This window comes from Thermogemmatispora sp. (assembly GCF_042408735.1).
Lineage (GTDB): Bacteria > Chloroflexota > Ktedonobacteria > Ktedonobacterales > Ktedonobacteraceae > Thermogemmatispora.
Map to the genome: position 1 here is coordinate 35,571 of NZ_JBHOQV010000123.1, position 21,569 is coordinate 57,139.

Sequence of the window (21,569 nt, forward strand, 5' to 3'; positions counted from 1 at the left end):
GACAGAAGTGACCAGCCTGACTCAGGCGCTGCCTACGAGCTGCCAGACGCGCAACAGGGCAGCCAGATAATCTCGCAGCATCAGCGGCAGCAGAAAGCGCTCCTGCACGCTACGATGGGCAGCGGCACCCATCTGCCGCCACAGCTCGCGTTCCTCCAGCAACCGCAGGGTATAGTCTGCAGCGCTTTCGCTATCATCGGCCAGGAAGCCGTCGTGGCCGTGCGTGATCTGGTAACGCACTCCGGTCGCCGAGGTACCCACCACCGGCTGATACTTCCACATGGCCTCGGTCACTGTCAGCCCAAACCCCTCGCGGCTGGAACGCTGTAGAATCACCTGTGAAAAGCGCTGGAAAGCATTGACCACAGGCGCCGTGAGCTGAGCCGGGTCCCAGAGCAGATGGATATCGGGATCCGAGCCAGCACCCTGTTGCAGATCAGCCAGGATAGCCTGCGCCCGGATATCATCGCTGGCCTCCAGAGCGCCAACAAGCGCCACCTGAACCTCGGGACGCCGTTGCTTCACCAGGCGATAAATCTCCAGCACCTGCCAGGGATTCTTCCAACGCCCAAAGCGCGAGACCTGCGTGATCAGGGGGCGGGCAGGATCAATGCCGCAGCCGGCCAACAGAGCCTGACCCTCGCTCTCGCTCAGAGGAGCATGCCGCTCGCTGAAAGGATCGATGCCGAGGGTGATCACCGCGGTGCGCTCTGGAGGAAGCTGAGGGAAGACCGAGAAAGGCGTGTTAAAGGTGCACAGCGCATAGGCATCCAGAAATTGACTGATGTAATGCAGCGCCGTAGGATCAGGCCGGGCGGTATCGATATGGTTGAACCAGAGTGCCGGGCGCATGTATGGAAACAGCTGCCCCAGGGGAGCGAGCTGGATGTCATGGACATAGTAGAGGTCGGCGCGCTGATCGACGAACGGCTGCATAGCCGACCGCAGCGAGTCCAGAAACTGGCGCTGGTCCTGGGGGGTGAGCTGACCTGGCTCGCCGCCCTGCAGCATATCGGTGAGCCGGGCCATAAAGGTGGCGGCAAACTCGTCAAGCTGGACCACCTGCCAGGTGTGGGGAATGCCCAGTTCTTGGGCCAGCGGCAATAGAACCCGCAGCAGGGCGGCCACGCCCCCGCCCTGGGCCGTTGTGTTGATATGGAGAACATGCACGCCCTGGAGAGGACGCGCCAGATCGTAGATCTCAGAGAGCAGAGCATCGCTCACCAGACCGCGAAAGCGCTCCAGCCCAGGCGTCGTCACAATCGTCATAACTCTCTCCTTCGCCCGCCTTCGAGCGAGCGAAACGCCACTCCTGTGGAGAACGCCTATGGAGAACGAGTCAACAAAAACTGGCTGGCCATTGTTCATGGCTCTCCGCTTGCTGGCTCCCATAGGTGATTACAATCGGGCCAGCGATTCCATTCCCTCCGCAGCCCCATTTTGGGCCGGCTGGCTGAACTCCCCTCAGGCTCTAAAGCGTAACCCCCCTCAAAAGAAAAGAAGCAGGTCAACCAGCAGACGCAGGACCGTCCTCAAGAGCATACTAAGGTAGCAGCCTGGCACTTTTCCTGCTGAATCTGTTGTCGGGCTTCTCTCAAAATGGTCTGGAAAATACTTGACAAACAGCCAGAGCTATGTTATATAGTGCCTGTCAGGAACTTTTTGGATGCAGAGGTACATGTACTGTACCAGTCGCCTACCAGCACGAGTCTGCTCAGAGGACTACCTGCATTCAAATGACCCCTCCTGCGCCAGCCAAATCATCTGCAGAAAAAAGATAATCGCGCTCTATCGCGATCGGTTCTGGGGCAGCCCAGCTTGGCGGCGCTGTTTCCCCTGAGTAAAGAATCAATAGCCTGTCCGACTCCGTCCCGCTGATGGGACAAGGCCGTTGCTGTTTTTTGTTGTTCACCATCTTCTACAGGGCGGGAAGCGTCTATGTTGACCATGCTCAAAGACTTACCGGGTCCAGGATATTACCAAGAGATACTACCTTCGGCGGAATATCCGTTTAAGAAGGGCACCTGGAGTCGCCTGGTGTGGTGCGCTTCCGCCACCTTCCTCCGCAGAAGTCCCCTCAATATTCACCAGCACTTTCTGCGAGGGCGGCAGGCGTAGCCCACAAAGCTCTCAGCGCCGGTCGACCCGTGTTCTCTGGTTCCTGTATCCGTCTTTGCCTGTGCGCGCGCGCGTGACCCACCGCGGCATGCTGTCGTCGTGATTTGGGCCATCTTGCGCTCTTCTTGCGCTTTTTAATCTTATCGTCATGTAGCACTGTGACGGAGAAGCTGCCTATGGATAAGAAGTTGCTCATTGAGTACCTGAACTGCCGCCAGACTCCGCTGACCGGACAGGAGCAAATGGTTACACTGCATCAGAGAATGTGCGAGGCGGCTCCCGAGTTCTATCTGTACCTGCTGACGGATCCATTCGCTGATCTCTCGCATAAGCGAGAGATGCTCGCCAATCTGATCCGTCTGCCCGCAGCTCACACCATCAACAGGCAGCGCATTGTTGAACAACTGCGCGTTCTCTCGGCGGAGGAAGCGTTGTTGGTTGCTGACGTGATCCGGCAGCGGCGCATCAATAACCGGCGCGCGCGCGAGATTGGCCTGCAGCTGCTGATCGGCCATGAGCAGTTTCCGCAGCTTGCGGCGGCTCGGCGACAGCGGGTCACTCTCTTGTTGAAGCACCTCCTGGGAGAGCGCACCTGGTCCTCGGTCCGACGCTTCCTGGCGCAGCCGAGCGAGGTGGGCGAGAAGTTCCTGCGGCGTGAGCTGTTGCACTATGCGCCCGATCCGGCGATTGCGCGGGAAACGCTCTGCTTCCTGGCAGGTGTGCCCTTTGATCCAACCGATCCCACGCTGGCCAGGCGCATGGCCGCGCGCGAGCAACTAGAACAGGGGGAGGGTCTCCCTCGCGAGACCCTCTTCGGACTGCGCGGCATCTATCATCGCGACGTTCCCGCCAGCCGGGTGCGCTCGCTCTCCGCCTCGACGACGCGCCTTGGGCGCCAGGATGGGCCTTTGACTATGCTCTATAAAGAAGCCCTGCAGCAAGGCTTGAGGGCTGAGGAGTATGCTGAAGAGCTGTGGCGGCGCACTGAGCAGGCCGTGGCTTCGCTGCCGCTTGTCGAGGGACGACTGGCTGTAGTCGTGGATCTTTCGGCCTCAATGGCCTCGTCAGGTGAGCGAGCCTTTCATCCGGTGGCCCTGGCCCTGGCTCTGGTCCGCCTGTTGCAGCAGCGTGTGACCTCGGTGACGCTCTATCAGGTCGGCGGAAGCTGTCTGGCCAGTGAGGAGCTGCTCCCAAAGCCGACAGGCCTGACCGACCTGGCCACTGCCCTGCTGGATGCCGCGCGCATGCAGCCGCAGGCCATTCTGCTGATTACTGACGGCTACGAGAATAGTCGCCAGGGCGACGCTGCTCTGATCCTGCAAGGTTTGCGCCTTCTGGGCCTGACTATGCCCGTCTATCAGTTGGTGCCGGTCTTCACTGACTCCGAGCACTTGCAGCAGCGCCACCTGGGCGGCGATTTCATCCTGCTACCTGTTCGACACGAGCAAGGAGTACGCGAGGTGCTGACAAGGCTCTTTCTGGATTATGCTTCCGAGTCTATCTCTCCAGTTGAGGCGGAACAGGTGCAACAACTCTTGCTTACGAGGTGATAACTATGATGGAGATTCAGGTCAAGCAGGAGGTGAGTGAGACCTCTCCTCTTACGGGGCTGCTGGCGCACCTGGCCCCCGGTCCGCTCGTCTCCTGGGGCTTGCTGGAGGTCGTCGGCCTTTTCCCTGTCAGCACCGAGCTGGAGCGGAGCCGCGCGCGCTTTCTCCCCCCGATGCGCTCCCTGGAGGTGGTTGGCTCCCCCTCCTACGGAACGCTCGTGTTGCGCAATCAGGCTGAGGACGGGGTGCTGGTGCTGCCTATGCACATAGCTTTCTTCCAGCCAGGCGTGCAGAATCATGCCACGAGCCGCGTACTCGTTCTCGATGCCGGGGAAACGCTAACGGTAGACGATTGTTTCTGCATCCAGCAGAGGCAGGGCGGTACGCCGCGCCAGGCTCAGCAACGCTTTTGCATGCTGCCTCTGGGGCTGCGCCGCGCCGCTCTCGAGTTGCAGGGCGTCAGGGATTTTAGCCGGCTCTGGACGGCGATTACCGCCTACTCACGCCGCTATGGCATTGACTACAGTGGCCATCTGGAGCGCTGGCTGCGCCCCAACTTTGCTCGGTTGCTGCCCTATCGCCATGCTCTGGAGTGGCTGCCTGGTCAGGTGGGTGCGGCCTTCTTCCTGGCTGGCAAGCTGGTCGGCCTGGAGGTGGCTCCCAATAGCGCCTACTGGCAGGAGCTGCTGCCGGTGCTGCTGATCTACTGCTACGGCCCTGCCGCCCTGCTGGCCGAGCGCCAGCAGCGCACAGCGTCTCGCCCAACCTTCGAGCTGGAGGGCCTGCGCGACCTGGATGATCTCCAGCAGCGCCTCTACGAGGCGCGTCGCCAGGAGCGGAGGTTGCATCTCGAGCAGATCTGCTCGGTGGCTACCCTCCATAAGCAGGCTCGCTCCCAGGAGGAACACGCCGGCCTGCGCGTGCTGTCGATCAATCACGGAGAGTGGCTCGGCCAGGCTGTCTGCTCCGGCTCTGAGGTGGTCTATCTGTCCCTGTTCCGCAGCGAGCTGTAGACTTGCTCCTCGCTGCTTTCCGTGAGCGTCTGTCTCTCTTCTTCCTTCTCCCGGCCCGGGCGCGCTCCTCTCCCTTTTTTCGCCCGGGCCTCTCTGGTCCATGCTCTTGCTCCTGCCGCCGCCTCTCTTCTTCTCTCCAGGTGAGCGTACGCGCATAATGATGGGAATATTTTTGAAGATTAAAAAATTTGGTTGACATAATAATAAAATTCCGTCTATACTTTCGAAAGAAGACTGGAGAGAAGAAGGAGATTGAACCTGTGGAGGAAGCGAGGCGACTTCAGCACCAGCCCGTTGATAATGAGGCGGGGCACAAGCCTGAGCGATTCAGTTGGCCCTTGCCTCCCCTTGTGGCTTATTGGGGGAACAGCGATTATTGCTATACGCATAGCCTGCTTATGGCGCTGCAGGCGGCAGGAGCTGAGCGCACCTGGCTACCTGAGCCGGGCTTTCTCGAGTGTCTGACGACCATGCCCTTTGGCAAGCTCTATCTCGAGCTGCCGACTGGGCCGCAGGTCTTTTTTTCTAACCCCGCGCTCAATCCTGATCAGGGGCTGTCGCTGGCGCTCAAGGCTCTTGGCTGGAGCTGCCAGCAGTGGCCCGAATCTCAGGCCGACACCGTCGATGAGCGCCAGGCTCTGAGCACTCTGCGGGCGGCGGTCAGGGAGGAACCGGCCCTGGTTGGACCGCTCGATTTGGGATGGCTGACCTATCATCCCCAACACAGCTCCTTGCGGGGGGCCGATCATTTCGCCCTGGTGCTGGCGGTCCGCGAAAAGCATGTCTTGTTGCATGACCCTCAGAAACATCCCTATGCCTGGCTGCCTCTGGCCGACTTCCTGCGTGCCTGGCGAGCGAAGAACGTCGGCTATCCTCACGCACCTTTTACTATTCGTATGCATTTTCGTCCTCATGAGCAGCCCGCTCCGTCGCGAGCCACCCTGATCGCCCGCGGCCTGGCTCTGATTCGCGCCCAATTGGGTCGGCCTTTAGAAGGTCCCGTCCTCTATAGCGGTGTAGCCGCCCTGAAGCGTCTGCTTGCTGCTTTGGAGGGAGAGCGCTCGGCGCCGTCGCTGGTGCGCCAGCTTGTCAGCTTTGTCCTGCCGCTGGCTTCGCGGCGTCTGCTTGATGCCGCTCTCTTTCTGCACGAGGCTGGCCTGATTGAGGCTGCGACCTGCCTGCAGAGGCAGGCGCTGCTTTGCGGGCAGGTGCAGTTGGGTTTGGTCCGGCGCCAGGCTCAGACCTGGAAGCCTGCGCTGGAGCAGCTGATGGCTCTGGAGGGAGAGCTACCCGCCTTGCTCGCCGATTAACCTGGCCCATCGCCCCTCTCCTGGGAGCTGCCGCGGCAGCCCCCAGGAGAGAGATCCGATAGCTGCCAGCGAGCACGAGCGGGGGATAGGCCAGTTACCCCTTAGCTGGTTGGCCTATCTCAGTGGCTATGTGCTAGAATGAAGGCTGAGCTGGCTGCTGCCAAACTCCTCCTGTAGCTTCTCTACTCTGGCATACGCTTATGGACAATTTCCACGCAGATCAACAGAAGCCACCAACTCAGCCTTTGCCTATCGCTGTGGACAAGGCGTCGGCCCTCGCGGAGATCAGGGAACCCTTCCCTTCGGTCTGGAAGCTGCTGCGCATCTGGATCTTGATCGGTCTGCAGTCCTTTGGCGGCGGCTCCTCTACGCTGTTGCTGATCCAGCGAGAATTCACCGAGAGGCATCGCTGGTTAACCATCGAGGAATTTGCCCGCGCCTGGAATCTCTGCATTATGACCCCGGGCATCAACCTGGTGGCGATCACGGTGCTTATTGGGCGCAAGCTGGCTGGAATCTGGGGAGTTCTGGTCTCGCTATTGGGTTTGTTGCTGCCGAGTGCGGCGATCACGACTCTCATCGCTGCCGCCTTTCTAGAAATAGAGCATCTGGCCTTTGTCGAAGCGATGTTCCGCGGGGTAGTGCCTGCCACGGCGGGGATCATGCTGGTGGTGGCCATCAACTTTGCTCGCCCTTTGCTCAAGCAAGGCTATCAGGAAGGGATCGGCATGGTGGTGCTCAGCCTTGCCTTTATTGTCCTGGTCACGCTGGCCCTCATCGTCGGCAGAGTCGCTGTAGTCCTGGTTGTCGTTGCCTCCGCGCTGGCTGGTAGACTGCTCTTTGTGCGAGCGCCATCCCTGGCGCGGACCGAGCGGCAGCCAGGGGGGGAGGAGCGATCGTGAAGAATCCGCTCCTCTATTTTTGGCTCTTTCTCAAGGCCTCGCTCTTCTCAACTGGCGGCTTTAGCAACTTTCTGAGCCTGCATCAGGATCTGCTGGCCAACCACTGGGCTGAGGAGAGCGACTTCAGCCAGGCGCTGGTCATCGGGCAACTGAGTCCTGGACCGAACGGGCTGTGGGTCATCGCCCTGGGCTATCTGACCTATGGCTACCTGGGGGCCGCTCTGGCCTTGCTGGCCATCATGATTCCCCCGTTTGTGGTGCTGATCTGGGAGGCCCTTTATCAGCGCCTGGGGGGCCTGCGTTGGGTTGAGGCCCTGATGCGCGGCGTCTCGCTGGCGGTGGTTGGAATCACCGTGGGCAATAGCTGGACGATCATCGGCCACAGCGCGGGTGACTGGCGAGCCTGGCTGATCGGGGCCGGGGCTTGCCTGCTGGGATTGAGCCGGCGCGTCCACGTCTTCGTCATTCTCTTGTTGGCTGCTGGGGCCGGTCTGCTGCTGTACGGAGGTCTGGCGCTGCCCTGGTGGCGCTGAATGAATGGCCATGCCGGCCCGCTGGCTTGGTCACTCGCAGACAGCGGTTAGCCCTCCTGCGGCCTGAGACTAATGGCTTGCTGGGGCACTGTCCTTTCGTTCAGAGGCGATCGGCGCTCCATCCGCTATACTAATACATGAGGCGGACTCGCCACCGGCAGCGCCGCCCGTTGCTGGCGAGGAGGGAGAAGAACGGCACACGGGATGCGTTTTGCCCCGGTCCCTGACCCAGAGCTGTAAGGGGGCGGCCTTCAGTTTAGCCTCCCCTGGGCAGCTTGACGGAAAGGTATGCATCTGCTTGACAATCGCATATCTTATCGAATACAACTAAACAGGAGAGTGCTCTAGTGCTGGCTGACGCGACGCGACGCTCTGGCCTGTCCCTCGACTGCCCGTGTGTTCGTGTGCTCGCGCGCTCGGGCGCTCGTGCACTCGTGCACATGCGCATCTGTGTCTGCCTGCTTGCCGGACCTGCCGCTCTGCTGCCGGGTCCGGTTCGCTTTTCTCTCCTCTGCCAGCCAGCTAGCGCTAGCGCAGGCGAGTGGAATAAGTTGGGCCGGGGCAGGGCGTTGACGCCCTTCGCTTTGAAGCGCCATTTCGGCAATCTCTTGGGTGTAAAAAAGGAGAAGGTCTATGGCATTTGAACTTCCACCTCTGCCCTATAGCTTCGATGCTCTGGAACCGCATATCGATGCGCAGACGATGCAGATCCACCACGATAAGCATCATGGCACCTATGTTGCAAACCTCAACAGCGCGTTGGAGGGCCATCCCTTCGCTAACCTGCCGGTTGAGGAGGTGCTGAAGCGCATCAACGAGGTACCGGAGAACGTGCGCACGGCGGTACGCAATAACGGTGGTGGGCATGCCAATCACAGCATGTTCTGGCGCATCATGAAGCCCAATGGCGGCGGCCAGCCCAGCGGCGATCTGGCGAAGGCCATCGAGCAGACCTTTGGCTCGTTCGAGAACTTCAAGAACCAGTTCAACGATGCCGGCCTGAAGCGCTTCGGCTCCGGCTGGGTCTGGCTAGTTCTCGATAAGCAGGGGAAGCTGCAGGTGATCTCGACCGCTAACCAGGATAGCCCCTACATGGATGGCCTCTATCCGGTAATGGGCAACGACGTCTGGGAGCATGCCTACTACCTGAAGTATCAGAATCGCCGCGCCGATTACCTCAATGCCTGGTGGAATGTGGTCAACTGGGAGGAAATCGAGCGCCGCTATGCCGAGGGACTGAGCCAGCAAAAGTAGTCGCCAGACACGGCGCTTTCTCCCCGTTTTCCGCTGGAGAACAGGGCAAGAGGGTGCTCAGCTAAGCAGGTCTTGGCTGAGCACCCTCCTTTTTTTGGGGAAGACTCCCGGCTCGCGCTCTCCCCCAGATCAGCCAGCCCGGCCCAACCAGCGTTGAGCAAATCTTTGGTTGACCTTGAGCTATTCTTGAGGTTTTTCTGCTACACTACCCCGCGATGTGGTGCTTCGTCGCCACCATCCCACTCTCCGGCACAGTCTCGAGCCGGGCGATCCCTGACTCGCGTCCAGAGCCACAATTGACCAGTTATCAGGCTATTACTGCTATAGAGTATATGCTATGGAGAAGATGAACAAACAGTCGACGAGGCGGCGCATTGCCCCTGGCCGCCCCCTGCTCAGTCTCGTCTTGTTGCTGACCCTGCTCGTGGCGACGCTGGCTCTGACGAGCTGCGGAGGACATGCTTTGCGCTCGCAGGATCAGGCCGTTCCGGCCAGCACACAGAGCCAGACGGCGCCAGCCAGCAGCCAGAGCAGCTCACCTGCCGCGGGAAATAGCAGCCCAGCGCAGCAGGTCCAGGCGATTGACCAGCAGGTCCAGGGTACGCTGCCATCCCTGGACCAGTCCCAAAACGATGCCAATACGAGCGATCAAGGGCAGGATAACGCACCTCTCCCCTAGAAGCTCCTGGCATCTGCTATCCAGGTAATGCTTTTAAGATGCAGATTTATAAATTCATAATAGGAACACAAGAGGCGTAGAGGATGAAAGCGAAGCTCTTCGACGCTATGAAGCGTTCCGCCAGGCTGGCCTTTGTGGCCCTGGTCGGTCTGACCCTGGCGAGCCTGCTGGCCTTTCTAACGCTGCCGGCCAGTGCTCAGGCGGCCCCGGCTGCCGGTGGGCAATGTGCCCGTGGTGACGTCCAGTGCGTGATTAATATCGGAAACCAGCTGATTAATGCCCGCCTGAACGCTCTGAACACGCTCAGCAGTCGCGTAACGCAGCAACAGCAGGCCGGGCATATCACCGCTGATGCGGCCAGCGCCCTCCAGGCCGACATTGCCACCAACCAGAACGGTCTGAGGTCGCTGCAGAGCAAGCTTGACGCTGAAACCTCGGCCCAGGCCGCTCGCCAGGATGTCAAAAACATTTTCTGGCAGTTCCGCATCTACGCGGTTGTTTTGCCTCGTGACTATCAGCAGCTCCACTTTGCTATCGAACAGAAGCTAGCGTCCAGGATGGAGGCCGCCAAGGCTTCCATCGAGAAGGCCATCGCGGCTGCTCCCTCTAGCAAGCAGGCCCAGTTGCAGAGCCTCTACAACGATTTCAAGGCCCAGCTCGCGACGGCGGAAGCCCAGTTTGACACGGTGCAGAGCACGCTGCCGACACTGACGCCGGAGAACTATAACCAGGATCACGCGACCTATGCCAGCAATCTGGCCAAGGTACGTGCTGCTGAGAAAACGGCCCACGCGGCTCTGCATCGGGCGGCCAGTGACCTGCACCAGATTGCCCAACTGTTAAAGAACTGATCTCCTTGCCGCCAAGAGTGGGAACAGGGTCCCTTCACGACGGAGGAGAGGCGAAGAGGGTTTACCCCTTCGCCTCTCCTCTTTGCTTTTGTCGTCTGGCGGATTGGCCCGCCTCGTCTCGCCCTGGCTGGCCTCTCGCTAGCGCTCGCGCTGGCGGTAGCCGTTGCGCAGGCGCTCATAGGCGATGCGTAGGCCCTCCAGGGGAAGGAACTGATTAACGTATTGAATCTCGGGAATGAGCGGGGCCATGAAGTTGGCCAGGCCACCGTGAGCGATGATCTTGACTTCGTCCTGATCGCGCACCTCGGGGATCTCGGCGCGCAGGCGCCGGATCAGCCCCTGGACCAGACCGACATGGCCGTAGATGATACCGGACTGCATGTTCTCGGTCGTGTTTTTGCCCAGGGCCGAGCGTGGCGGGGTCAGCTCGACGCGGAAGAGGCGGGCAGCGGCGCTGCTGAGGGCTTCGGCGGAGATCATCAGCCCTGGAGCGATGGCGCCTCCGAGAAAGTCGCCCTGGGCCGAGATCACATCGAAGGTGGCGGCTGTGCTGAAGGAAATCACGATCGCGGGACCGCCGTATAGCTCGTGAGCAGCGATAGCCGTCACAATGCGGTCCGAACCGACTTCCCAGGGGTTGTCAACAAGCAGGTGCAGGCCCAGATCCAGAGTATGATCGACGATAATGGCTTCCTGATGAAAATAGCGCTGGACCAGTTCCTGAAAGACTGGTGTCAGCGGAGGCACAACGCATGAGAAGATAACGGCGTGCACATCCCCGAAGGCATGGCCGCTGTGATGCATCAGCGTGCCCAGCAGCATCGCATATTCGTCAGCGGTGCGCTGGCGCACGGTGGAGATGGTCCAATGATGCTTGAGGGCCTCACTGTTGTAGAGGCCAAACTTGATATTGGTGTTGCTGATATCAATAGCCAGCAGCATAGGGAACTCCTCTCAGTGGCCAGAGGATAATGTGGAAAGGACAAAAGGAGACTCGTCCGCATGGCGCACAGGCCGAGGATAGCAACCAGCTTGCTCGCTCGCTGATCGAGCCGGCTCCGGCGGGTGGCTCAGGCGATCTGCTGGGCTCTAGCGGCGTACTGTTTGAGCAGGGCGGCAATCAGAAAGGGGTCGCCGTAAGCCGTATCTGTCGTGACAACGACCTCGCTATTGGTGCGCGTGTCGATAAAGGCGAGCGAGGTCGGCGCACGGGAACTCATCGCCTTGCGTCGTTCCTCTGGCGACTGGGTCATGCCGCGCCCAAAGAGAAATCCCACCATGTTGTCGCTGGCGCTGCCAAGCTGGGCTAGCTGGTTGGTGGGTGGTGTGCGGTCCGGCCTGGCACGACCTCGGGCCGTCACATAACGGACGTTGATCAGTGGGACATGGACCACTTTGTTCCCAGCTTGCTGGACAAAGTCCTCAGGCGTGATGACGATCAGGTAGTCCTGGGCCCGGATGAGACGACGCACGTCGTTGACCAGGCACCAGATGCTGCCCAGACCAATAAAGAGGAGGATACCGAGAAAGATTGTGCTGGCAATCGCTCCGAAGGGGCTATGATAGTTTTCGGGCACCATAATGGGGAAGATGGCGGCGAATAGAATCAGGCCCAGGGCTGCCCCAAAGAGCCAGCCGATGATAGAGAGGATCACTCTGCCCCGTTGCAACGGCAGTATGATCCAGCCCTCGGGCTTCGCTTCCCCCGCCCTGGCGCGAGTCAGTATTTCGGATGCTTCCATGACCAGGAACCTCCCGTAGGTGTAAGGGCGTGTCCGCTCCCTTGCCGCCGCGCTGCGCCTGGCCGTCTTGCCCGCTGCGCGCACCAGCTAGGACTAGCCGCCTGCCTGTCTCCCTCAATTATAGCAAAATCCAGGCCGCTGCACAGAAGGTTTCTGTCGGCTTCTGGCGCCGCGCCTGGAACCAGGCTGCTCTGGCTCTGAAGGTGTTGGGCCGGCCCAGGCGAAGATGATATAATGCTTCAGAAGCTGTGGATCTCTTCTTTCCCCCTTCCTACGACCTGGCGGGTATCCGTCCTGGCCACCGTAGCCGGCCGGCGAAGGAGCAGGAAGAGGTAAGGCAAAACAAGGCACAAGGTGCAGGGAGAGAGGTGCCCCGATGGAACAAGAGATACGTGGGCTGGCCATCCAGGCCGCTCGCTATCTGCGCCAGCGCTATCGCCACTACCAGCCATCCCGGGCGGGCGAGGCTCTGCCACTGGATGAGCTGATCGCCTGGCTTGAGCTGGTGATTGTCACCTTTCACCCTGCCGACTATCCCCCGGGCACCTACGGCTTTCTGGAACCCGAGGATAATCTGATCTGGCTCTGCCGCAATCTGCCGGAGACGCAGCGCCGCTTTACGCTCGCCCATGAACTTGGCCATCTGGTTCTTCATTGTCCCCCTACGGAGTCGATGCGCCTCTGGCTGCCCGAGCTGGAAGGCATCTTGGGACCTCTCAGACGCACCCTTACTGGGGAGGAAGCCGATCAGACTGCTCTCTGCGGCCAGGCCGAGATACGCGAGGAGATCGGGGCGCTTTCGGATGGGGAGAGCATCGAGGAGCTGCTCGGACCTGGCCAGTCCTACAGTCCCCGCAGTCAGCGCGAGCTGGCCGCCAACTTCTTCGCCGCCGAGCTGCTGATGCCTCTGGAAGAGGTGCGCACCCTCTACCTGGAACAGCGGCTCTCGCCGGCCCAACTGGCGAACCGCTTCGCCGTCTCGCAGGCTGCCATGCTTAACCGCCTGGCTGGCCTGCTCAAAGAATATTCTCCTGCCATGGAGATGCAAGAGCAGTCAGATCGGCCAGCGGCCCAGCCCGAGCACTCTATCGATAGGGCTGCTGGGTCTGGGCCGGCCTCGATGCCAGGTGGAACGAGCCAGCGCTACGACGAGTTTCAGCAGGCGGCTATTGCTGCTGCCACGCCGGCCCTGGTGATCGCCGGGCCTGGGAGCGGCAAGACGAGCACCCTCATCGGACGTGCCGAGTACCTCATCCGTGCTTGCGGAGTGGCGCCGCGCTCCATTTTGGCGCTGACCTTCTCGCGCAAGGCTGCCGAAGAGATGCAGGAGCGTCTTGGCCGGGCGCTGGGTCTCTCTGCCGCCGGACCTGGAGGCGGCTTCAAGGAGCTACCGACGGTCAGCACCTTTCATGCTTTCTGTGCCGAGTTGCTGCGCCAGTATAGCGAGCTGGCGGGTCTCCGTCCCGACTTTACTCTGGTTGATGACGCCGAGGGCTATTTTTTGCTGCGCCGCCTGGCTCCCCGTCTCCCCCTCCGTTATTATCATCATCTGAGGCAGCCCACGCTCTATTTCCCCGACATACTGAAGGCTATCTCGCGCGCTAAGGACGAGCTGGTAACCCCTGAGCGCTATCGCCAGCTTGCAGAGCGCATGCTGGAACAGGCCCAAACGTTCGAGGAGCGTGAGCGGGGAGAGCGCGCTCTGGAAATTGCGGCGATCTATGCCCTCTATCAGGAGGAGCTGGAGCGGCGCGGGGACACCGACTTTGGCGGCCTGATCATGCTGACCGTGCAGCTGCTCGAACGTCACAGTCCCATTCTGCAGCAACTGCAGAGCCGCTATCAACATATCCTTGTCGATGAATTTCAGGATATCAATCGCGCCAGCGGAGTGCTGTTGCGCCTGCTGGCCGGAGAGGCGCGCCGTGTCTGGGTTGTGGGAGATGCCAACCAGGCCATCTATGGCTTTCGGGGAGCCTCCCCCGCCAACATTGCCCGCTTCCGGCAAGACTATCCTGGGGCTGAGATCCTGTCGCTGAGCCGCAATTACCGCTCGCGCCCCGATATTGTAGCGCTGGCAGAAGCCTTTCGCCGCCAGCGCCTGGAGAGCGGACAGGCTGGCGAGGAGGCGGCTTTGCGGGAGAACGAGGCGGTCCGCCCTTCGCCGCCAGAGGCGTATGTGACGCTGGCAGTGGCCGAGGACGAGGCCGCCGAGCTGACCGGCCTGATTGCCGATCTCCAGGACCGCGCTCGCCAGGGGTATCGCTATCGCGATCTGGTTGTGCTCTGTCGCACGCGCGCTCAGGCCCGGCGTCTCTCTCAGGCACTGGCGCTGGCCGGCCTACCGGTGGTTGAACATGGGGGCACGCTGGAGCAGGAACATGTCAAGGATGTGCTGGCCCCCCTGCTCTTGCTGGCAGGCTCGGACGGGATGGGACTGCTGCGCGCGGCACGCTGGCCTGAGCATCCTCTCAAGCAGGAGGATATCGAGGCTCTCCTCCTATCCGCCTGTGAGCAGCAGGTTGCTCCGGGGTTGCTCGTGTTGCGTGGAGAGATCCCCGAGACAGTCAGCGAGGCCGGACGACGCTCGTTGCAACTGCTCAGCGAGCTGCTTCAGCGCCTGGCTACGGCCCCCGACGTCTGGACTCTGCTCGCTCAATACCTCCTCGGCGAAACGGAGCAGGTCCGGCACCTCCTGGCTCGCGGCGATGCGCGGGCGCGGGCCATGCTGGCCGACTATGCCCTGCTGCTCCAGTTGGCACGACGCTATGACTTGCAGCAAGAACGCCTGCGACACGAAGCAGAGCCTTTGGAGAGCAGCCAGACGACGAGCGCCGCGGAGAAGGTGGCTCCGATCAGCTCTATCTACGAGCAGGTGCGTGGCTTCCTGGAATATCTGCGTGTCCTTTCCATGCTGCGTCAGGACAGCAGCGCGCGCCAACAGAGTCTTGAGGAGAGTCATGGGCAGGAAGTGGATGTTGTGCGAGTCATGACCGTCCATGCCAGCAAGGGCCTGGAGTTCCCTGTAATCTATTTGCCGGGGCTCACCCAGCAGCGCTTTCCGACCACGCGACGCCATAATCCTGTGCCCGCCCCCGAGGGCATGCTCTCGCTGGAAGGCGATGAGGCTGCCCTGCATGACATTGGCGAAGCCTGCCTCTTCTATGTAGGTGTGACGCGCGCTCGTGATCATCTCATCCTGAGCTATAGCCGCCAGACGGGCAAGCGTACCGCCAGACCATCAACCTTTTTGGAGCCGCTGTTGGCTGGCCTACCACCCGAGCGCCTTATGAGGAGAGAATGGCGTAGGCAGGATCAGCCGGCTCTAACCGCGAACGACAAGCCCGCTGAGAAGCCTGAGCTGGCTTCAGTGGCCCGACCCAGCGAAGCATTTATAGAAGCCATGCAGCCCGAGGTTCTCAGCGTCTCCGCTATTGAGTGCTATCAGCAGTGCCCGCGCAAATATCTCTATAGCTATATCTATCGCTTTCAGCCGCTGCAGGAGAGCTACGCGCTCTTTATCCAGGCCACCCGCAAGACGCTAGAGGCCCTCCATACCTGGATCGAGCAGGCGCGCCAGACCGGTGCCGGCGAGCGACAGGTTTCGGCCAGACTGCCGGCGCGCGAGGACGTGCACGAACTCTATGGACGGTACTGGCGCGAGCTTGGCGGCCATGAGTCCCCTTTTGCCTCGCTCTACGAGCAGCACGGGCGTGAGGTAGCCGAGCAGCTCCATCGCAAACTGCTGGAATACCCCGAGAGCCAGCGCTGGCAGCTCTGGCGCGGCTTCACCGTCGAGATCGCCGGACAAACCATTCGGGTCGCCATCGACCGGGTCGAGATCCCACAGGAGCCGGGGCGCGCGGTGCGCTTTGTGCGTACGCGCTTTGGCCGGCGCAAGCAGGAGCCGGAGCCAGACACGCGCGAGCTGCTCTACATGCAGGTCTCACGTGAGCACTATCCTGGACAGGAGGTCGAACTCTGTAGCGACAACCTGACCACGGGCGAGATCAGCTCCCTGAAGCTTGGGCAGCGACGCGAGCAGAATCTCTACACCCGGCTGCTTGAGAGCCTGGAGCATCTCAAAGAGCACGATTTCGCGGCGGCTCCTGCCGACCCGGGACGCTGTCCGGCCTGCCCCTTCTTTCTTATCTGTCCCGCCTGACATCTGCTTCCTGCCCCCCCACCCGATCTATCTGGCCCTGGCCCACCTGAGAAGTCCGGAACCTGGGCCAGGCCGCCAGGGCAAGCGGGCCAACCTCTCTCCTCCCCTGCTACCCAGTATGATATAATGGCCGCCAGGTGAGGCGGAGCGATGATGTCCGTCGCTCCCGAGAACGATGGCCCTCTCTCTCTTGGGAGGCCACTGGGGGCAAGAGGTACTCTTTCACCGAAAGTGGCTTTAAACTCTCTCTCGGGAGAGAGAAGTAACGGGTACAATAGATACAGGGCGTGCTACTCCATGCCCGCACACGAGGCATCGGCATGTTCATAGGGAAGATCGTCAAATCCGACTCGCATATCAATTACGTCTGTCAGATTTATGGTCCGCGCGAGGTCGAGGTCGAGCCGGCGCCTGAAGACTACGCCTTCGGACGCTTCGTGCGTATTGCTGTGCGCGCGCGCCAGGGCGATGATCCCGAGGCGGAGCTGCATCGCGTGCTGGGTATGAGTACGGAGCCAAGAACCTACGCTGTAGGTGTGATCTACGATACCATCCTCTTGAATCCGACCTTTGGCTCGCTGGGGCCTCGCCTCTCTAACGAGACGCAGGTAGAGCTGTTCTCGCCGGACTACATTGCCGAACGCGCCGTGCTCATCTATGTCATGGTGCTCGGCATGATGCAAGAGAGGACAACCCCCGACGGCCAGACAGAAGTCCTCTCAATTATGCATGGCGTGCCCCTGCTCTCGCTGGAGCTGGGCAGCGAGATCGAGACCATGGACGATGAGCAGGTGCGAGCCTTCCATTTCTTCAGCGATCCCGATAGACCGGATAAGCCCCCCTATCTTCATATGGGCTATCTGCCCCACATCATCGCCCAGCGCAATAGCCTGTTGCCTATGGTTACTCTCTGCATCATAGATCAACTTGAGCGTCTATTTCCTCAAAATCTCTCCTTGCTATCGATTGTAAAGCGGAACTTCGCCTGGCGTCTCAAGGTTGAAACCACGGGCTAAGCTGGGGCCGGGGCGGCCCCTGCTCGGCAAAACCGCTGATTGGCCGGCGGAGGCTCAGGCGTGTTGGAAAGGGCCGGGGGCACTCGTGCAGTTCAGAACAAGGGATCTCTCACCTGAGATGGAGTGAAGCGGCTATGGTAAGCGATTCTTCCAATCTGTCACCTGTTTCGCGAGGGCGCACGGGTCGCAAGCCTGTGGGCATTACCAAGGGGCCGGGCGAGTCCGCCCACGAGTATACCTTTGTCTCGCGCGACGATGAGCAGGTCCTCAAAAATGGCGAGTACGTCTATTACGAGCTAGATGAGCCTGATGAATGGGGGCCGAACGGAGCTCAGCCGCTGGCGAGGCGGGTCCTGGGTCGCATCATCAAGCGCGTGCCTCTGCAGCTCTACCCTGATACTTTTCTGGCGGAGCCGGAGGTCTCGCCGGCCCAGGTTGCCGCGATGGTCGGCTACGATGTACGGGCCAACGAACTCTTCGAGCTGCACGTTGCCATCATGGGCTACTATGACCCTGAAAGCGGCTCCTTTATCAATCCCTGGATCCCGCCCCAGTCGGGCAAGCAGATTTTCCTGGCAGACGACGAGATGCTCTCGCAGATTCTCTGTCGCAAGCGTGTCGGCCAGCCTGGCTCGGCGACCATCGGCTCGCTGCTGACGCGGGCGCCTGGGGCGGTCCCCATAGTGCTCTCGGTCAAGGATTTTGTCAGCACGCATCTGGCCATCATCGCCAGCACCGGTGCCGGTAAGAGCTATCTGGCCAGCGTGATCATTGAGGAGCTGATGCGGCCCTACAACAAAGCCTGCGTGCTCATTGTTGATCCGCATGGCGAGTATGGCACGCTGGACCAGTTGCCCAACCTTCCCGAGTTTTCCGAGGGCAGCGACCAGGATGGCGATGCGAGCTACCGGGCTCAGGTGCGCGTCTACCGCCCTGAGCAGGTCAAGGTACGTCTCTCAACCCTGAACATGGGCGATATGCGTCACCTTCTGCCCGAGATGACTGAGAAGCAGCAGCACCTGCTCAGTCGGGCCCTACGCAAAGTCAACGAGATGAAGCGTGGGACGCCTTGGGGCGCCCAGGATCTGATGGAGGCCATCCGCAAGGTAGCGCGTAGCAAGAACGATGAGGACAGCGAGGGGGCCGATGACTCCAGCACAGTTCATGCGCTGATGTGGCGTATCGAGCAGCGCTTTGTTGATAGCTTCACGTTTGACGATGTCCAGCATCTGGATCTGCAGGAGATCTTTAAGCCCGGCCAGTGCACGGTTCTGCAGCTGAACGAGGTCGATGAGCGCGATCAGCAGGTGATCGTGGCCACGCTCCTGCGGCGTCTCTATCAGGCGCGCATGAACACCGAGCGCGGCAAAGTGCACTCTGGCGAATCTTACCTGCCGTATCCGGTCTTTGTGCTTCTGGAAGAGGGCCATCATTTTGCTCCCAGCGGCACCGAGGTTGTCTCGACCCAGATTCTCAAGCAGGTGCTGGCCGAGGGCCGCAAGTTCGGCATTGGCGTGGGCATCATCAGTCAGCGGCCTGGAAAGCTCGATGCCGACGTTCTGAGTCAGTGTCAGACGCAGTGCATCATGCGCATCGTCAATGAGATCGATCAAAAGAGTGTGGCCGCCGCTATCGAGGGGGTAGGCCGCGATCTGCTGGACAATCTGCCGGCCCTCTCGAAGGGCCAGGTGATTGTGGCCGGAGCCGCCGTCAACACGCCGGTGATTTGCCGCGTCCGCCAGCGCCTGACCCAGCACGGCGGCGAAAGCAAGGATGCCCCGGATATCTGGCAGAAATACTTTAGCTCTGAGGCCCGCGAGAGCCGCCGCCTCAAAGAGGCTCCCCTGGGAAACAACCAGGGGTTCAGCCTGTTGAAATAAGCTATGGCCAAGCAAAACGTGCGTTATCGCATCTCCAATCGCGCCGCGCTCTCTCTTCTGGGCGGGCTGGCCCTGCCGGTTTGGGCGGCCTTTCTCCTCTTTACCTATTTTGTTCCGCCACAAGGGCTACTGGCCTTCGTGGCTTTTTTTGTGCTTCTCTTGGGGGCTCTCATCTGCACTTTTGCTCCCCTTGCTTATCTTTTCGGATTGATCTTCATTTCCTCGCGCCTCTACCGGGCCACGATCCGCCATGCCCTTCGTCAAGGCTGCCTGCTGTCGCTCTGCATTGTGCTGAATCTCATCCTGCGCGCTTTACATAGCTGGAGCATCCTGGCCGCGCTTGTCATTCTGGCTGCCGCTGTGCTGGTTGAGATCCTCTCGCTGGCCAAGAAGTGGTGAGAGCGCTATGATGGTGAGCAGGGAAGAGCAGAAAAGGGGGGAGCTGCTGGTAATCCGTCCCGGGGCGATCGGCGATACGCTCCTGGCGTTTCCTGTCTTATCTGCGCTGCGGGCCGCCTCGCCATCTGCCTGTCTGACGCTTGTGGGCAATGCACAGGTGCTGCCGCTGGCGCGCTGGCTGGGGGTGGCCGACGCGGTCGAAGACTATGGCGATCTGCGCTGGAGTGCCTTGTTCGCTGAGGGGGGCCTGGGTCAGGATGAGCTGCGTGCGCGGCTGAGCCAGGCGGAGCGGGTGGTCTGTTGGCTGGCCGACCCCGACGGCCTCGTGAGACGCAATTTGCGCGAGGCTGGGGTGACGATGGCCACGGTGGCCCCGGGTCGTCCACCGGCCGGCGAGCCTGGGCATGTGACGGCCTATCTGGCTCGCACCCTGGGGCTGACATTTGATCTGGCCAGCCGGGGGAGAGAGGTCTACCGACTACCCCCGGTCCTGCTCGAGCGGGAGCCGCCGCTGTTCCCAGTGGCGCCGCTGGTCATTCATCCCGGTAGTGGCTCAGCGGAGAAGTGTTGGCCCCCTGCCCGCTTTGCGGCGGTGGTGCTCTGGGCCTGGGAACGCTCCTGGCCCGTCCTCGTGCTGGCCGGACCCGCCGATCGTGAGCGGCTGGCGGCACTGGTGCGTGCGCTGCCAGCCTCAACCCCGGACAGGCTAAAAGTGCTAATTGACCTGCCTCTCCTGAGGGTGGCGGCCCACATTCAGCGCGCCCGCTGCTATCTGGGCAACGATAGCGGCCTCAGCCATCTGGCTGGTCTGCTGGGGGTCCCGACTGTGGCTCTCTTTGGTCCCACCGACCCCGCGCTCTGGCGCCCCCTCGGGCCGGCGGTCGTGACCGTGCGTGCCCAGCCGCTCGATCAATTGCCGGTCGAGACGGTTGTAAGGCACATCGAGCAGCTACAATGCACTCTCTAGAAAGCGTACTACCTGTGAGTACCGACTCCTTAGCAATAAAGGCTCACTGTTGTATACTGAGAAGCAGTGAATCGTGAGTGAGCAGTGGAAAGGGAAGCTGCCCGGCTCCGGAGGGAGGTCACAGGTGCGTTGGAAGTCAGGATAGGCCCCTGGGCCAGCGGGCCGGGTAAAGAAGGAGGAGGCGGAAGAAAGGAGAAAAGATCTGTCCTGCTCCGCTGCCAGCGGGGGGACTGGCTGACTGCTAAGCTGTCGTTGAGTGCCAGTTGAGTTGAGGATAAGGCGCGATGCTAGATCAAGAGCAACGAGATGAGCAGGGAGCGAGAGGCCAGCCGCTCTCGGGCAAGCTGGTCCTGCCAGCGGCGCCCGGGATGAGGCCGGGAGAGTGGTCCGCTGATCCCCAGCAGCAGACGACCTACATCGCTCCGGAGATGCTGATCCGGCGTCCGCGGCAGAGCGCGCCGCCGACGCTGCTGGGCAAGATGGGCTATTTCTGGCAGAAGGACCCAGCCTACAAGGTCTTGATGGTCGCCAGCGCTCTGGTGCTGATCGCGGGGGTGATTTTCTCTGTAGTTGTGGGCGGTACCCTGATGCAGGGAGGCTCTAATATGGAGGCGCGCGTGCCTTTGACACCACCGCCGGGTGTAGCGCCAACGGGTACGGTAGACCTGCGACCAACCTTTCCGACACCGAGCGGCCAGGGGAGCAATGAGAGTAGTCAGCCCCCGGTGCAGAGCACGCCCGCACTCAAACCCACCCGTACCACCGATAATGGCAACGGTTCCGCTAACGGAGCCGTCCAAATTACCGGCCTCCCGGCCTCCGTGCCTAACAATAGCGATGTCACGGTCACTGTCATTACCAATCAGCCCAATAGCTTCGTTCAGCTCCAGGTGACCTATAATGTGGCGCCCTTCGTGGCCGTGGTCAACGGCAATACCGATGCCTCCGGTACGGCTACCCTGACCTGGCATGTCCAGGTCTTCTCGATGAGCAAACGCGCTCAGGCCCGCGTCCACGCCACGGTCTTCGGCTCCAATGGGGCGGCTAGCTCGAATACGGTGACGGTGCGAATTACAACCAGCGGTTTTGCTCCCGCCGATTAGGGCGAACCTGGCTCTGCGGCACCGGCTGACCCCCTCTGACCGCCTGGATGGCGCACGATCCCCAGGCTGACGGCTTGCCAGACCAGA

At 61.1% G+C, this 21,569-nt stretch carries 17 protein-coding genes; 14 read left to right on the forward strand and 3 right to left on the reverse strand.

From position 1 onward, the window contains the following. Positions 1-21: 21 nt before the first annotated feature. Positions 22-1,269 carry a glycosyltransferase gene (locus tag ACFMO7_RS11195; RefSeq protein ID WP_376795565.1) on the reverse strand — a complete coding sequence of 416 codons (1,248 nt, stop codon included), beginning with the start codon at positions 1,267-1,269 and terminating at the stop codon, positions 22-24. Between the two features lie 1,025 nt (positions 1,270-2,294). Here ACFMO7_RS11195 and ACFMO7_RS11200 point away from each other — a divergent pair. The 8 genes from ACFMO7_RS11200 to ACFMO7_RS11235 all read left to right on the forward strand — a co-directional run bounded on the left by ACFMO7_RS11200 (position 2,295) and on the right by ACFMO7_RS11235 (position 10,210). Next, a complete protein-coding gene (locus ACFMO7_RS11200) occupies positions 2,295-3,668 on the forward strand; it encodes a hypothetical protein (protein ID WP_376795566.1) in 1,374 nt (457 codons plus the stop codon). Positions 3,669-3,673: 5 nt separating this feature from the next. Beyond that, positions 3,674-4,681 carry an ARPP-1 family domain-containing protein gene (locus tag ACFMO7_RS11205; RefSeq protein WP_376795567.1) on the forward strand — a complete coding sequence of 336 codons (1,008 nt, stop codon included), beginning with the start codon at positions 3,674-3,676 and terminating at the stop codon, positions 4,679-4,681. Between the two features lie 260 nt (positions 4,682-4,941). Beyond that, complete coding sequence (locus ACFMO7_RS11210) at positions 4,942-5,991, forward strand: hypothetical protein (RefSeq protein ID WP_376795568.1); 1,050 nt, start codon at positions 4,942-4,944, stop codon at positions 5,989-5,991. Between the two features lie 245 nt (positions 5,992-6,236). Then, complete coding sequence (locus ACFMO7_RS11215) at positions 6,237-6,893, forward strand: chromate transporter (protein ID WP_376795569.1); 657 nt, start codon at positions 6,237-6,239, stop codon at positions 6,891-6,893. After that, positions 6,890-7,426, forward strand: a complete 537-nt coding sequence (locus ACFMO7_RS11220; protein ID WP_376795570.1) for a chromate transporter — start codon at positions 6,890-6,892, stop codon at positions 7,424-7,426. The genes ACFMO7_RS11215 and ACFMO7_RS11220 overlap by 4 nt, the downstream gene beginning before the upstream one ends. 633 nt (positions 7,427-8,059) lie before the next feature. Continuing rightward, positions 8,060-8,680 carry a superoxide dismutase gene (locus tag ACFMO7_RS11225; protein ID WP_376795571.1) on the forward strand — a complete coding sequence of 207 codons (621 nt, stop codon included), beginning with the start codon at positions 8,060-8,062 and terminating at the stop codon, positions 8,678-8,680. A gap of 337 nt (positions 8,681-9,017) precedes the next feature. After that, positions 9,018-9,359 carry a hypothetical protein gene (locus ACFMO7_RS11230; protein ID WP_376795572.1) on the forward strand — a complete coding sequence of 114 codons (342 nt, stop codon included), beginning with the start codon at positions 9,018-9,020 and terminating at the stop codon, positions 9,357-9,359. A gap of 83 nt (positions 9,360-9,442) precedes the next feature. Next, entirely contained in the window at positions 9,443-10,210 is a 768-nt protein-coding gene (locus ACFMO7_RS11235) for a hypothetical protein (protein WP_376795573.1), read from the forward strand. A 138-nt stretch (positions 10,211-10,348) separates the two neighbouring features. Here ACFMO7_RS11235 and ACFMO7_RS11240 read toward each other — a convergent pair whose 3' ends face one another. Next, complete coding sequence (locus tag ACFMO7_RS11240) at positions 10,349-11,152, reverse strand: type III pantothenate kinase (protein ID WP_376795574.1); 804 nt, start codon at positions 11,150-11,152, stop codon at positions 10,349-10,351. 128 nt (positions 11,153-11,280) lie between these two features. Next, the gene (locus tag ACFMO7_RS11245) at positions 11,281-11,952 is read right to left on the reverse strand and encodes a hypothetical protein (RefSeq protein ID WP_376795575.1); all 672 of its coding nucleotides are present in this window, start codon (positions 11,950-11,952) and stop codon (positions 11,281-11,283) included. Positions 11,953-12,328: 376 nt separating this feature from the next. Between ACFMO7_RS11245 and ACFMO7_RS11250 the strand changes: the two genes are divergently transcribed. From ACFMO7_RS11250 to ACFMO7_RS11275, 6 genes are all read left to right on the forward strand, one after another. Then, positions 12,329-16,117, forward strand: a complete 3,789-nt coding sequence (locus ACFMO7_RS11250; RefSeq protein WP_376795576.1) for a UvrD-helicase domain-containing protein — start codon at positions 12,329-12,331, stop codon at positions 16,115-16,117. Positions 16,118-16,437: 320 nt separating this feature from the next. Continuing rightward, the gene (locus tag ACFMO7_RS11255) at positions 16,438-17,133 is read left to right on the forward strand and encodes a hypothetical protein (protein ID WP_376795577.1); all 696 of its coding nucleotides are present in this window, start codon (positions 16,438-16,440) and stop codon (positions 17,131-17,133) included. A 134-nt stretch (positions 17,134-17,267) separates the two neighbouring features. Next, the gene (locus ACFMO7_RS11260; protein WP_376795578.1) at positions 17,268-19,013 is read left to right on the forward strand and encodes an ATP-binding protein; all 1,746 of its coding nucleotides are present in this window, start codon (positions 17,268-17,270) and stop codon (positions 19,011-19,013) included. Between the two features lie 3 nt (positions 19,014-19,016). Then, positions 19,017-19,412 carry a hypothetical protein gene (locus tag ACFMO7_RS11265; protein ID WP_376795579.1) on the forward strand — a complete coding sequence of 132 codons (396 nt, stop codon included), beginning with the start codon at positions 19,017-19,019 and terminating at the stop codon, positions 19,410-19,412. Between the two features lie 7 nt (positions 19,413-19,419). Further along, complete coding sequence (locus ACFMO7_RS11270; protein WP_376795580.1) at positions 19,420-20,379, forward strand: glycosyltransferase family 9 protein; 960 nt, start codon at positions 19,420-19,422, stop codon at positions 20,377-20,379. A gap of 284 nt (positions 20,380-20,663) precedes the next feature. Beyond that, positions 20,664-21,482 (forward strand): hypothetical protein, encoded by an 819-nt coding sequence (locus ACFMO7_RS11275; RefSeq protein WP_376795581.1) that lies wholly within the window; start codon positions 20,664-20,666, stop codon positions 21,480-21,482. Positions 21,483-21,569: the final 87 nt, after the last annotated feature.

What these genes read in the sequence shown, in the direction of transcription:
- ACFMO7_RS11195 (WP_376795565.1), bottom strand. Translation starts at nt 1,269, where the DNA reads ATGACGATTGTGACGACGCCTGGGCTGGAGCGCTTTCGCGGTCTGGTG.
- ACFMO7_RS11200 (WP_376795566.1), top strand. Translation starts at nt 2,295, where the DNA reads ATGGATAAGAAGTTGCTCATTGAGTACCTGAACTGCCGCCAGACTCCG.
- ACFMO7_RS11205 (WP_376795567.1), top strand. Translation starts at nt 3,674, where the DNA reads ATGATGGAGATTCAGGTCAAGCAGGAGGTGAGTGAGACCTCTCCTCTT.
- ACFMO7_RS11225 (WP_376795571.1), top strand. Translation starts at nt 8,060, where the DNA reads ATGGCATTTGAACTTCCACCTCTGCCCTATAGCTTCGATGCTCTGGAA.
- ACFMO7_RS11230 (WP_376795572.1), top strand. Translation starts at nt 9,018, where the DNA reads ATGGAGAAGATGAACAAACAGTCGACGAGGCGGCGCATTGCCCCTGGC.
- ACFMO7_RS11235 (WP_376795573.1), top strand. Translation starts at nt 9,443, where the DNA reads ATGAAAGCGAAGCTCTTCGACGCTATGAAGCGTTCCGCCAGGCTGGCC.
- ACFMO7_RS11240 (WP_376795574.1), bottom strand. Translation starts at nt 11,152, where the DNA reads ATGCTGCTGGCTATTGATATCAGCAACACCAATATCAAGTTTGGCCTC.
- ACFMO7_RS11245 (WP_376795575.1), bottom strand. Translation starts at nt 11,952, where the DNA reads ATGGAAGCATCCGAAATACTGACTCGCGCCAGGGCGGGGGAAGCGAAG.
- ACFMO7_RS11250 (WP_376795576.1), top strand. Translation starts at nt 12,329, where the DNA reads ATGGAACAAGAGATACGTGGGCTGGCCATCCAGGCCGCTCGCTATCTG.
- ACFMO7_RS11255 (WP_376795577.1), top strand. Translation starts at nt 16,438, where the DNA reads ATGTTCATAGGGAAGATCGTCAAATCCGACTCGCATATCAATTACGTC.
- ACFMO7_RS11260 (WP_376795578.1), top strand. Translation starts at nt 17,268, where the DNA reads ATGGTAAGCGATTCTTCCAATCTGTCACCTGTTTCGCGAGGGCGCACG.
- ACFMO7_RS11265 (WP_376795579.1), top strand. Translation starts at nt 19,017, where the DNA reads ATGGCCAAGCAAAACGTGCGTTATCGCATCTCCAATCGCGCCGCGCTC.
- ACFMO7_RS11270 (WP_376795580.1), top strand. Translation starts at nt 19,420, where the DNA reads ATGATGGTGAGCAGGGAAGAGCAGAAAAGGGGGGAGCTGCTGGTAATC.
- ACFMO7_RS11275 (WP_376795581.1), top strand. Translation starts at nt 20,664, where the DNA reads ATGCTAGATCAAGAGCAACGAGATGAGCAGGGAGCGAGAGGCCAGCCG.